This is a genomic window from Streptomyces gamaensis (assembly GCF_042656465.1).
GTDB classification, from domain to species: domain Bacteria; phylum Actinomycetota; class Actinomycetes; order Streptomycetales; family Streptomycetaceae; genus Streptomyces; species Streptomyces gamaensis.
Genome location: NZ_JBHSPB010000006.1, coordinates 312717 through 324907, shown reverse-complemented (window position 1 = coordinate 324907; position 12191 = coordinate 312717). Strand labels below are relative to the sequence as shown.

The following is a 12191-nucleotide window of genomic DNA, read 5'->3' as shown; positions in this document are numbered from 1 at the left end:
GCAGGGAACCACGAGAAATGCGTCGCATAAACGCCCCAGGGGGTGGGAACAAGGGCCTTTGGTCCTTCGGCTGGTCCTTCGGCCGGCCACCACACGTCGCCGCGCGCGGCCGCGCCGCAGGCCCCGGAAGCGGTGACCAAACGCTCATATCGCGGGGACGAGCCCCTCACCTGGGTCACCGATGCTGGCAGCCAGTCGGCATCGAACACGGGACCTGCCTATGACCGAGACCTCGCAGCAGCACACCGCTCACCCCCGGCCCGACGCGCCGGCGCAACGCGAATGGTGGCGCCGTACGGCGGCATGGTTCTCCTGGCAACGGGGGCGCGTGCTCGCCGTGTTGGGCTTCTTGCTGACCCTCGTGATCGCGTTTCCCGGTGTGGTACCCAACACAGGACTGAACGCGGGCAGCTTCCTCGAATCGTTCCGTCCCTGGCTGGGGCTGCTCGTGCTGCCGCTGGCGGTACTGGCGTTCCTGCGCCGGTCAGCCCCTGCTTCTCTCGCGGCAGCTCTGTGCGTGGCGGTGTGGCTGGCCGCCTTCGGTGGCCAGCTGGTCCCGGGGAAAGGCGGCGGCAATGGTGATCTGCGGGTCGTCACGCACAATGTGGACGCCGACACCAAGGATGTCGCCGGTATCAGCCGAAAGCTGATCGCCAGTCGGGCCGATGTACTGGCTCTGGAGAAAATCGCCGAAAATTCTGCCGCCGAGTACCGGAAAGCTCTGGCATCGGCCTACCCCCACCATGCCGTGATCGGCACGGTCGGTATCTGGTCCAAGTATCCGCTCACGGAAACCCGGCCGGTGAACATGGTCCCGTACTGGGTACGGGCGATCCGGTCCGTCGTGCACACCCCCCGCGGTGATCTCGCGGTATACGCGGTGCACATGCCGTCGGTGCGTGTCCACGCGGACACAGGATTCGACGTCGATCAGCGCAACGCGGCCGTGCGCAGGCTGGGCGACGCCCTGGACGCGGACCCCGCCCGGCGCATCGTGGTCATGGGTGACTTCAACGGCTCCACGGACGACCGTGCGCTGCGGCCGGTGACCTCCCGGATGACCTCGGCATACGCGTCAGCGGGCACCGGCTTCGGATTCACCTGGCCGTCCGCCTTCCCCATGGTGCGGATCGACCAGATCCTGGTGCGCGGAGTGACCGCCGTGAACGCCGAGGTACTGCCCGCGACCGCGAGCAAACACCTTCCGCTGGCCGCGGAACTGAAACTCTCCTGAGTCCGCTCGCTCTGGCCGTGTCCGGCAGGCGGGGGTGCCGGGGCGTGCGGCGGGATCGCGGTGCGGTTCGTTGCGCGGCACGGGCGTGAACAACACGGCCGGTCAGGCGTGGTTTCCCGGTTTCCCGCCGGAGAAGGCAACGGGCAACGCCCTGGCATCCGCAGGGGTTTGGGACCGTACGATGCCCGGACCGCCCACGTCCGGGAGTACGGATGCCGGACGGCCAGGCGAATCGAACCATCCTGGAGCCGCTCCCACGCGGCACTGTGACGGGGGGTGAAGACCATGCGCTACCTCCACTGAGTCGATGGCGACGCGGCCGGTCGTGGAGGTCCGCCCGTTCCCGGTGACCCGCCGACGGGCAAGGCCGGACTCCACGTCCGACCCGGTCATGAACAAGAGCCGCCGTGCCGTCACGGCACGGCGGCTCCCCTGGTACCCCCGCTCCGATGAAGGACGCACCGTGGACGAATCATCGAGAAGCGGCCCGGTCTCCCCGCCGGCCGGCCCGTTGTACACCCCACTGCACCCGGACACCCTGCAAGACCCCTACCGGGCCTTCAGGCTGCTCCGGGAGAACGACCCGGTGCACTGGCACGCCGAACTCGATTCCTGGGTCCTCACGCGGTACGAGGACTGCGTGGCGGTCCTGCGCGATGCGCAGAGGTTCCGCTCCGACTTCCGCAGCATCGGAGAAGAGGTACCGCAGTCGGCGCTGAGCGTACAGATGCTCGATCCGCCCGAACACGCCGCCATCCGCCACCTCTTGGTGGGTGCTGTCCGCGAGCAGCGGTTCGGCGGCCTGCGGACGGAGATCAGGGAGCTGGTCCGCTCCCGGCTCGCCGAGGCGTCCACCGGCGGCACGTTCGACTTCGTCGAGCGCGTAGCCCGCCCGGTGGCACTGCGCACGATCTGCCGGGTACTGGGAGTGGACGAGCCCGGTGGCGCGGAGTTCGAGGCGATGTCCAACGCCATCGTGCGGAGCATGGACGGCGGACTCGACGGCAGCCGCCTCGAACCGGGGGCACGTGCCCGGGCCGAGTTGAGCGAGCTGCTGGCGGCCTGGGCCGGGCGGCCCGCTCCCGGCACGTTCATCGACCGTGTCATGCGCCGTCGCGAGCGGTACGGCGTTCCCGCCCCGCTGGTGATCAACTCCCTGCGGGCGATGCTCCACGCCGGCTACGAATCGGCGTCGCGGCTGCTGGGCAACGCGGTGTCGGCCCTGGTCGCCGACCCGCAGGCCGGTGCGAAGGCACTGCACGCCGGGGTGCCGGACGCCGCGATCGACGAACTGGTGCGGTTCGATCCACCGGTCCAGGCGGATGCCCGGGTGTGTGCCACCGACTGCGGACTCGGCGGCCGCCGCCTGGCCCGCGGCTCGGTGGTGACCGTGCTGATCGGGGCGGCCAACCACGATCCGGCGGTCTTCACCGACCCCGGCCGTCTGCTGCCCGACCGCTCGGCCAACCCCCACCTGGGCTTCGGAAAGGGCGTCCACGCCTGCCTGGGGGCGCAGCTGGCCCGCGTCGAAATGGCCGCGGTTCTCGGGGCGTTGGCGCAGTACGACGACCGTGGCCTGGCCCTGCGCCCCGCCGGCGATCCCGTCCGCGAGCCCACGGCCACGCTCAGGGGACTGTCCCGGCTCCCCGTACGTCTGGAGGCCGGAGCGGCGGGCGGCGAGCAGTGAGGGGCGCGGCGTCGCACGGCGCGGGGCGCCTCCGGCGGGCGGGGCTCCGTATACGGAATCCGGCGGATCTGGCGCGGGGAGCGGGCGGGCGGAGACGCCGTCCAGGCTCTCTTCGCGCGCCATTTCACCCGGCGGCATCTGCCCTTCCAGGTCGTGGACTCGGCCTCGGTGCCCTCCGACCAACTGCTGTTCGAGGACGCGGGCATCCCCGTGGGAGGTATCGATTCCGGCCTGCCGGGCGTGAAGTCGCCCGAGGAGCAGGACGTTCACGCGGTTCCGCGAGCCGACTGTACGGCCCGTGCTCCCACCAGCCCTGCGATGACCGCGCCCACATCGATCGGCGCGCACTGGCGCGCAACGCCCCGGCGCTCGCCTGGGTGCTGGGCACACTCGCGACACGGGAGGCGGTGGCGACACCATGAGCGGGCAGCATTCCGCGGCCGGCCCCGATTCCTATGAGCCGGTCGCCGGTCTGTACGACCTCTTCGCTGCCGCCCGTGGCAAAGAGGCCCTGCCGGATGCCGCCGGATTCGCCCAGGCGGCCCGGCCGGGCGACCGCGTGCTGGACATCGGGGCGGGCTCGGGCCGCGTCGCGCTGGCGGTCGCGGCGGCGGGGGCCTCGGTGTGGTGCGTGGAACCGTCGCCCGCCATGCGCTCGGTCCTGCTCGGCAAGCTCGCCGCCTCGCCCGGGCTGTGGCCGCGCGTCACCGTGCTCGCGGGCCGGGCCCCGCGCTTCGACGCCGGACGGCCCCCGGGGCGTCCCGGCTCCTTCGACTACGCCACGCTGGCCGGCGTGCTGCAGTTCCTCACCCCCGCCGAACGGCCCGTACTGTTCCGCACCGTGGCCCGGTACCTGCGCCCGGGTGGCCTCCTCGCCCTGGACATGGTGGCGGACACCCCGCTCCCGGACACGCGGCAACGGCCGGGGGAACGGACCGGTGAGACCCGTGCCGCGACGGCCACCGTCGGCGACACCACCTACGCCCTGTACGCCGCCGAGGAGACGGTCTCCGCCCGGCACAGCCGCATCCACTACCGCCTCACCACGCACGAGCGCCCGGAGGGCACCGCAGCCCGGTCGGCCGACCACACCTTCGTACGGGACCACCACACGCACCTCCTCCAGGAGGTCGTGCACGACCTGGCCGAGTGCGGCTTCGCCCAGGAACTCGTCCCCCCGGCCGCCCCTGGCCTGGCCGCCGTCAGGACATTCCGCCGGAACCACGGGCTGTACGGGCGAGAGTGAGGTGACACCGGCCCCGGTGATTGTCACGCCTGGCCACGAGTTCGGTGAGCCGTCCGTACGCGCCACGGGCGGCGGCCGGCTTCTACCATCGGGCCATGACGATCCAACGCATGGACCATGTGGGCATCGTCGTCGACGATCTCGCGGCCGCGACGGCGTTTTTCGTCGGACTCGGACTGGAGGTGCAGGGCGAGGCACCGGTCGAGGGCCGCTGGGTCGACCGTGTCGTGGGACTCGACGGCGTCAGGGCACAGATCGTGGTGGTACAGACCCCGGACGGCCACGGACGGCTTGAGCTGACGAAGTTCCACGCGCCGGCGAGCCGGAGCGGCGACCGGAACGCCCCGGCGAACGCACTCGGAATTCGCCATGTCGCCTTCGCTGTCGAAGACATTGACGCCCTGGTCGCCGGACTGCGGGCCCGCGGCACGGAGTTCGTCGGTGAGCTGGAGCGCTACGAGAACAGCTACCGTCTGTGCTTCGTCCGGGGGCCGGAAGGGATCATTGTCGAGCTGGCGGAGCGGATCGGCTGACGCCCGCCCGCCGCACGAGAGCCGGTCGGCGGGGCCAACAGCAGCGGGGCCCGCCATCGCGTCGTCGGGTCAGCGCGTCAGGGGCGCGGGAGAACCCAAAACCGACCATGCGAGACTTTTCCCATGAGTGCCTGTCGCGCCCTTCGACACCCCGGAACCCGCCGTCGTATCGCCCTGCCTGCCGCCTGCACCGCCCTGGCGGCGCTCACCCTGACCGCCTGCGGCTCGGGTGACGACTCGAAGGGCACGGCCGAGACCCGGTTCGTGCAGGGCACCGGGGTCAGCATGGTCAAGGACGCGAGCGCCCGGCAGGACGTGCCCGGGCTCTCCGGCAAGACGCTGGAGGGCAAGGAACTCGACGTCGCCAAGGAGTACAAGGGAAAGATCGTCGTCCTCAACGTCTGGTCCTCCTGGTGCCCTCCCTGCCGCGCCGAGGCCAAGAACCTCGTCACGGTCGCCAACGACTACAAGGGCAAGGGCGTGCAATTCGTTGGCATCAACACCCGCGACCCCGACCCGGCCCCCGCCGTCCGCTTCGAGAAGGAGTACGAGGTGCCGTATCCGAGCTTCTACGACTCGGACGGTCGGCTGCTGCTGCGCTTCCCGAAAGGAAGCCTCAATCCGCAGTCGCTGCCCTCGACCGTGTTCGTCGACCGCAACGGCAAGATCGCCGCGCGGGCGATCAAAGCGCTGACCGAGGACGAATTGCGCAAGACGCTCGACCGGCTGGTTGCGGAGAAGTGATCCGACGTGTCAGCGGCATCAATGACGCCCGAGGCGACTGACTCGGTTTACTCCGGCCCCGGTTCTACGCCGCGCCGCCGACGCGGACGGCGTCGCTGCCGTACAACGGCTTGGTGAACGACGAGAGGTACTGGCTGACGTCGCTGTCGGGCAGGTTGTAGGTGTTGTAGGCGCCGTAGCCGTTGTCCACGGTCTGCCGCGCCAGGCTGCCGGCCGTCGATGCCGGGGTGCTCTGGACATCGATCGCGGCGGGGGCCAGGTGCGCTGGGGGCAGGCCGGGCACGCCAGGTACGCCCCACGTGCCGTAGTACGGGTTCCAGCTTTGGCTTCCTCCGCCCCGTGAACGGGGCGGAATCCCATCCGAGTCGCAGTGCGGCCGGGTGGGTGGTTGACGCTTCACAGCCTGCCTATTGGCGAGGGCTCAGCAGTCCTGACACCGCCAGTCCGGCGGCGTGATCGATGTTTCGTGCGGCGTTGGTGTCCGCGTTCTCCACGAACCCGCAGTCGGGGTTCCTGCAGGCGAACCTGGCTTGCGTCTCCCGGCTGCCGGGGGTGATGAATCCGCAGGCCGAGCAGCGGCGCGAGGTGTTCGGGGCCGGGACCTTGACGGCCTGGCCGCCGCGCTGAGCGGCCTTGTACTCCAGGAGCGTCACGGTGCGGCCCCATGCCTGTCCGGCGATGCTGCGGTTGAGTCCGGCCTTCTGGCGGACGTTGGTGCCGGGGGCTTCCACGGTTCCCTTGGCGGACCTGATCATGTTCGAGATGGCCAGGTCTTCCACCCCGATACGCGAGAAGGTCTCGGCGATGCCGGTGGTGGTCCTGTGCTGCCAGTCGGCGGCCCGGCGCTTGGCTTTTGCGCGGAGCTGGGCGATCTGGTCGTAGGTGCGGGCGAGACGCTTGGACGTCTTCTCGCCCTTGGTGCGGGCGCGGCGCTTGCGGGCGGATGCCTTCTCCAGGCGGCGCAGTCTCTTCGTCTCGCCCTCGGTGAGCCACGGTCCGTGTTCGCGGAACGTGCCGTCGGAGAGGGCGAGGGGCTTGGCGATGCCCCGGTCGATGCCGACCGTGGGGCCGGTGTGCGGCTGGGGCTCGGGTACCTCGGCCTGGACGCGGAAGACGACGTGCCAGCCGTTCGCCTCCTTCACGAGGCGGGCGCCGGTGACCTTGTTCAGCTTGTCGGCGCGCTTGCCGACGGGCAGGTCCTTGGTCCAGCGGAACAGCACGAAGCCGATCTTCGGTGCCCACATGCGGCCCCACCGCCGGTTCAGGCGCACGATCTGGAGGTCGCGGCCCTGGGGGATGTCGATGGCCATGCGGGACCGGAAGCGGCCCTTGAAGTCCGGGGCCTGAGCCCGGCCTTCCCAGCAGTTCTGCCAGGCGCGGAAGTACGTCTTGAGTACCTGCTGAGCGGCCTGCGCGGGCAACACTCCAAGGAAGTCCAGGTCTTTGCGGCCCTGTCGTATCGCCGCGTCGGCGTCGGCGAGGTTCCGCTTGTCCTTGGGGAGCATCGTCCACCAGGAGTGGAGGCAGTTCCACATGGTGCGGGCCGCGTGGCCCTGTTCCTCAGCCGTCTTGGCCTGGGAGGGGGTCAGGTAAAGCCGGGCCTTGTGACCGCGCTGCTGCTTCAACTGCCCCTCCGATCCTGCTCGTTGACCGTTTCGGTCATCATACTGCCCTTGGTGCATGTCACCACGCTGGGAAGCTGCTCCCGACATCCGCAGGTCAGCACACGTTGTCTACAACCTTCACGTGCACTTGGCGTTTGTCACGAAGTACCGGCGCGGAGTGTTCACGCCCGAGATGCTGATGCGGGCCGAGGAGATCATGCGCGACGTGTGCACCGACTTCGAAGCAGAGCTGAAGGAGTTCAACGGTGAACGCGATCACGTCCACCTCTTGGTGCACCACCCGCCGAAAGTCCAGCTTTCCAAGCTGGTCAACAGCCTCAAGGGCGTCTCCTCACGGCGCCTACGGCAGGAATACACCGGCCAGGTCAACCGCGCCATCACGCACGGGCACTTCTGGTCACGGTCGTACTTCGCCGGAAGCTGCGGGGAAGCACGGCTGACCGTCGTACGCCAGTACATCGAGAATCAGCGGCGCCCCACGGGCTGAGGTGAACAGTGCTGACCCGTGCTCACGTGCGGGTCAGAGCAGGATTGAGATGGCCTACACCCCCGCCTGACGGCGGAGGCACTGGCCAAGATCACTGGTAGGCGGTCGTGATCGGACCGGGTGCCGTCTTGCGAGCCGCAGGTCCGTGTCCGTCGATCCCACGGCCGGGAACAACGCCGGTGCCCCGGCGGGTCGGTGAGCCGCGTCAGCGTCGGCGGAGGCCGTAACCGTGCAGGAGCGCGCCCGCCTTCCCCTCGGTCATGCCCAGGGCCCTGGCGATCTCCTCCGTGGTCTTCTCCGAGCGTGCGTTGCAGGCAGCCGTACAGCCGACGTCAGTGACGATCCGTTCCAGGACGGTCAGGGCCCTCAGCGCGGCCAGCGGAGCCTCGCAGGACAGGTCGTCCACGCTCCGCTCCACCTGTCGGATCAGCTCCTCCAGGGCGGTGGGAAGCGGCACCGTGCGCGCCCGTACGTCGGCGATGTGCCGTTCCCAGTCCCTGGAGGTGACCGCTTCGTCGAGGACAGGGCAGGGGCCGTCGTCGTCCTGAGCCCACTCGACCGCGTGCAGGGGTGTGCCGCGCCAGCCGCAGGAACACGCGCCCCGCACATGCGTCGCCCTCGGGCGGCCGCCCTCGCCGTCGTACACCCACCACTTGTCCGTCGACGGCACGAACCCGCTGCTGCCCACATCGAAGTACGCCGGCTTCGGCTCGCTGCCGTCGGCGAGGACCGCCACGGTCCGGCCCTCGTGCGACGAACCGAACTCCGAACTCCACCCCATCGCCCACGCTCCCTTGTGCATCAGTCGGAGGTCCGCACATCACGTGCGAGCTCATCCTCGCGCAGGACCGACGTGAACTGCCGGGGATTCCCGGGAACTTGGGCGGTACGGACTGGCCCGGCAACAGCAGAACGCCGGGCTGCGAGCACGGGAACACTCCCGTCTCACAGCCCGGCGTCCTGGACCCCGGGCGCACACCCGAGGGCGACTGTTCAGTCCCGGACAGTCCCGTCCGGGACGGTCAGGTCAAGGATTGCCGCGCTCGTTCTGCCGGCGCTTCATGTGTTTCCACGACACCCATGCGAGCACGAGGGACACACAGCCGATACCCAGGAGCGTCATCCTCGTCGCGAGGCCGCTGTTGGTGATCGCACCACCGAAACCGGCAACTGTGCCGCAGCAGCCGAGGAACAGTGAACGCCAGCCGAGGAGCATGCCACCGAGCATTTCACCGAGCCCGAAGACGGACCCTTTTATGAAACCTCCGCCTCTGAGCGAGCTTTCCTTTTCCGTCATCTATTTCACCCTCATGCGATCGGAGCGACGGGACGTCGCTCGAAGGGACCGGGTGCGACATATCGTACCGGACCGCCTTCGGGCAGAAGGTAGTCGACAATCGTCGCCCCGAAGGCCACCGGCCACCCGAACGCCCTCGCACCGCCCCTGCCGAGGACACCCACCGCGCCGCCCATCTCGATGTAGGAGCCGCTGACGTAACCCCCGAGCTGGCCCGCGAAGAACGGGCCGATGAATCCCTGGAAGGACTTCTTGGCCTCGTCGGTACGCCCGAGCAGGGTGAACGCGACAGCGTCGAAGCCTCCTCGCAGGCTGAAGAATCCGACGACATTGCGCACGCTGTCCGGGACTCCGCCGTTGCTGTGCTTCTCGAAGACGACGTCGTCGTTCTTCGGGTCGTCCTGCGGGCGGTAGTTGACCTGTTCGTTCTTCTGCGCTGTTTCCTTGGCCGCTTTGGCTTCCGCTTGCTGTTCCTGGCGGCGCTTCGCGACAGCGCTGGCGTACGCGTCACGTGCCGCCTGCCCGGCCTCGCTGGCTTCCTTGCCCGCGTCCAGGGCGGCCTGCCGGGCCACCCGGGCGGAGGCAGCCGCATTGCCGGCCGAAACGCTGGCCTGGGCCGCGGAGGCCGTGGCCTGGCTGGCGGAATAGTTCGCGGCCCGGCTGGCCTTGCGCGCGGTCGCAGCCGCGGACTTGGCCCGCTCGGCGGAGGAGGCCGCGGCAGCCGCGGACTTGTCGGCGGCCTGCGAACTCTCGCGTGCCCGTGCGGCGTGGTCGCCGGCCTCCCGTGCGGATTGCTGCGCCTGCTTGGCGTAGCCCTTCGCGTCGTCGGCCCGTCCCCTGGCGTGGGCAGCCGCCTCGGCTGCCGTGCTGGCGTCCTGGTAGGCGTTCGCCGCGGCCTTGGCGGCGATGCTGATCTGTGCGCGTACGGCCGCGACGTGGGCGTCGGTGTCCTGGTCGGCCTGTGCCGCCTTGTACTGGAGACGCGTCACGAAGACGCTCACCATCCAGCGGGGGCCGGCCAGGGCGACACGGGCTGCCGACTTCACGTTCGGGCCGCCCTTTTCCATGATGCGCAGCGTCTCGACCCGGTCGTCGTCGGCCTGCGCCTTCGGGTAGGCGCTGAGGAGGAAGGCGGTGAGCGCCTTGGTCGAGCCGTCGTCCATGGCCACCCTGCCGGCCGCGGTCACGGCTTTGCCCGCGTCTTCCATCGCCCGCAGGGTCTGGATGCGGTACTCGTCGCGCTGGCTCTCCATCACGCCGTCCGCCAGGAACGCTTCAACTGCCCCGGGGCCCTGGGCGAGTGCGGCCTCGGCGGCGGCAGCCGTCTTCTGCGTGCCGATGCGGGCGAGGTGGAGCACGGTCTCGCGATCGTCCTCCTGCTGTGCGGTGACGCGGTCGGCCGTGAGCCAGGCGAGCATGTCGGCGTCGGTGCCGGACAGGGCCTGGCCGGCGGCCGCGCTGGTCCAAGCGCCGTCGCTGCCGAGGAGGTTGACCGCGGCCTTACGGGCCAGGTCGGCCGCGGCAGCGGGGTCCGATGTGGCCTTGTCCGCCCCCTCGGTGAGAAGCGTCTTGGTCTCCTCGTCCATGCGGGCGGCCTGCGTCCGCGCGTACTGGTTGGTGTCCCGGGCCTCGTCGTCGAGGGCCTTCAGCAGCTCGGCGTCCGCGATCGCCTTCGCCTCCTGCTGATCGAGCATGGCCTGCTCGGCCTCGCGGGCCGTCTTCTCGGCCTGTTGGGCCTGAGTGGTCGCGGATCCGGCCTGTTCCGCTGCCTGGAGGGCCGCGTTGGCGTGTGCGGTGGCCTTCTTCGCCTCGGCGTCGGCCTCACCGGCGTGCCGAGCGGCGTCCTCTGCCGCATCGGCGGCGGCCTCGGCGTGACGGGCCGCGGCTTCGGCTGCCGTGCGGGCCTCCCGGGCCGCCGTGGCGGACTGGCCGGCCAGCCTCTGGGAGAGGTTGGCGGCATTGGTGGCCTGCGTCGCCGCTGAGCGGGCCTGGGCTGCGGCCCGCCGTGCGCGTGCGGCCTCGCCGGCGGCGACCCCGGACTGCCGGCCCGCGAGGGCTGCGGCTTCGGCGGCGGCGGCCGCGTGCTGTCCGGCGGAGGCGGCGGAAGCGGCGGAGCTCCCGGCGGCGGCACTGGCGTCTGCGGCGTGGGAGGCGGCCTGAGCCGCAGTACGGGCGCCGGCGGCGGCATCTCGGGCCGCCTGGGCTGCCTTTCGCGCGTTCGCGGCCTGGTTGCGGTCGCTGATGGCGGCGTTCGCCGAGTTGTACGCCCTGACGGCCGCCTGCCCCGCGACAGTGGCGGCATGCGCCGCGTTGGCGGCGGCCTGTGCCGCGGTGCGCGACGCGGCAACCGCCGTGTTCGACGCCTGAATCGCGGTACGGGCGGCCTCGGCCGCTCTTTCGGCGGCTTCGGCGGCGCGGGTGGCCGCGGCTCCGGCCTTGTCCGCGTTCCCCTCCGCCTGCCGGCTCTCTTCCGCGGCCTCCGCCGCGGCCTTCTTGGCCAGGCCGGCGGCCTTGTCGGCACGGTCGGCCGCCTCCTTGGCCTGCTCGGTCTCGGCCTTGGCGTGCTTCCCCGCCGCCGTGGCCGCTTCCGCGAGCTGGGTGACCGTCATCAGTTCCTGGTCACGGGCACGGGCCAGGTGCTGACCGGTCTCCAGGAACTGGACGCGGTCCTGCGGCGTTCCGCTCATGGCCCGTGTGCCGGCCTGCTCCAGCGCCGGACCGCCGGAGTTCATCAGGGTCAGTACCCGGACCCGGTTGTCCTCGTCCTCGGCCTTGGGCAAGCCCTTCTCCAGGAACGTGTCGAGCGCCTTGGCCGAACCGTCGTCCAGGGCCTTCTGGCCCTCCCGGTTCACGGCCTTGCCGCCCTCGTTCATCACCCTCAGCACGGCGACGCGCCGGTCGTCCTGCAAGGGCTTCTCGAACCCGGACTTCACGAAGTCGAGAACATCCTGGTCGCTTCCGGACAACGCTTTCTGCCCCGCGTCATTCATCCCCTTACCGGCGGTGGGGAGCATCTTGAGGATCGCGACGCGTGCGTCGTCGACGGTGGCGCGATGAAGTCCCCGCGCCAGGAAGTCCCGCAGATCCGCATCGTTTCCGGTCAGGGCCTTGGCGGCAGCGCGCTTGACTCCTGCGCCACCGTCCATCCAGGCGTCGACGGCCTGGGCCCGGGCGTTGGCCGGCAGCGCGGCCTGTGCCGGAGGGGCCGCCTCCGCGACGGCGGTGCCAACGAGAACTGCCGAGACCGTCAGTGCGGCGAGAGCAGTGGATCTCCGCCCCCGCCGACGCGGCTGACCGCCTGTCAAACTTGTCCGTTCCATGTCAATCACTCGCACCGG

The 12191-nt window shown here is 70.4% G+C and carries 11 protein-coding genes; 6 read left to right on the top strand and 5 right to left on the bottom strand.

Annotated features, from left to right (window positions below; translation table 11 throughout):
- The first annotated feature begins 220 nt into the window (after positions 1 to 220).
- From ACFP1Z_RS12640 to ACFP1Z_RS12620, 5 genes are all read left to right on the top strand, one after another.
- On the top strand, positions 221 to 1234 hold the full coding sequence (locus ACFP1Z_RS12640; protein ID WP_390316222.1) for an endonuclease/exonuclease/phosphatase family protein: 1014 nt from the start codon (positions 221 to 223) through the stop codon (positions 1232 to 1234).
- Between the two features lie 307 nt (positions 1235 to 1541).
- On the top strand, positions 1542 to 2921 hold the full coding sequence (locus ACFP1Z_RS12635) for a cytochrome P450 (RefSeq protein ID WP_390316221.1): 1380 nt from the start codon (positions 1542 to 1544) through the stop codon (positions 2919 to 2921).
- A 418-nt stretch (positions 2922 to 3339) separates the two neighbouring features.
- The gene (locus ACFP1Z_RS12630; protein WP_390316220.1) at positions 3340 to 4167 is read left to right on the top strand and encodes a class I SAM-dependent methyltransferase; all 828 of its coding nucleotides are present in this window, start codon (positions 3340 to 3342) and stop codon (positions 4165 to 4167) included.
- Positions 4168 to 4262: 95 nt separating this feature from the next.
- Complete coding sequence (locus tag ACFP1Z_RS12625; protein WP_390316219.1) at positions 4263 to 4700, top strand: VOC family protein; 438 nt, start codon at positions 4263 to 4265, stop codon at positions 4698 to 4700.
- A 123-nt stretch (positions 4701 to 4823) separates the two neighbouring features.
- A complete protein-coding gene (locus ACFP1Z_RS12620) occupies positions 4824 to 5444 on the top strand; it encodes a TlpA family protein disulfide reductase (RefSeq protein ID WP_390316218.1) in 621 nt (206 codons plus the stop codon).
- A 64-nt stretch (positions 5445 to 5508) separates the two neighbouring features.
- Here the strand turns inward: ACFP1Z_RS12620 and ACFP1Z_RS12615 are convergent, their stop codons facing one another.
- A complete protein-coding gene (locus ACFP1Z_RS12615) occupies positions 5509 to 5727 on the bottom strand; it encodes a hypothetical protein (RefSeq protein ID WP_390316217.1) in 219 nt (72 codons plus the stop codon).
- 124 nt (positions 5728 to 5851) lie between these two features.
- Positions 5852 to 7069, bottom strand: a complete 1218-nt coding sequence (locus tag ACFP1Z_RS12610) for an RNA-guided endonuclease InsQ/TnpB family protein (RefSeq protein ID WP_390316215.1) — start codon at positions 7067 to 7069, stop codon at positions 5852 to 5854.
- Positions 7070 to 7124: 55 nt separating this feature from the next.
- Between ACFP1Z_RS12610 and tnpA the strand changes: the two genes are divergently transcribed.
- A complete protein-coding gene (gene tnpA, locus ACFP1Z_RS12605) occupies positions 7125 to 7556 on the top strand; it encodes an IS200/IS605 family transposase (RefSeq protein WP_390316214.1) in 432 nt (143 codons plus the stop codon).
- A gap of 205 nt (positions 7557 to 7761) precedes the next feature.
- Here the strand turns inward: tnpA and ACFP1Z_RS12600 are convergent, their stop codons facing one another.
- The 3 genes from ACFP1Z_RS12600 to ACFP1Z_RS12590 form a co-directional block, all read right to left on the bottom strand.
- A complete protein-coding gene (locus ACFP1Z_RS12600; RefSeq protein ID WP_390316213.1) occupies positions 7762 to 8337 on the bottom strand; it encodes a hypothetical protein in 576 nt (191 codons plus the stop codon).
- A 246-nt stretch (positions 8338 to 8583) separates the two neighbouring features.
- A complete protein-coding gene (locus ACFP1Z_RS12595; protein ID WP_390316212.1) occupies positions 8584 to 8853 on the bottom strand; it encodes a hypothetical protein in 270 nt (89 codons plus the stop codon).
- A gap of 11 nt (positions 8854 to 8864) precedes the next feature.
- A complete protein-coding gene (locus ACFP1Z_RS12590) occupies positions 8865 to 12158 on the bottom strand; it encodes an ALF repeat-containing protein (protein ID WP_390316211.1) in 3294 nt (1097 codons plus the stop codon).
- Between the last annotated feature and the right edge of the window lie 33 nt (positions 12159 to 12191).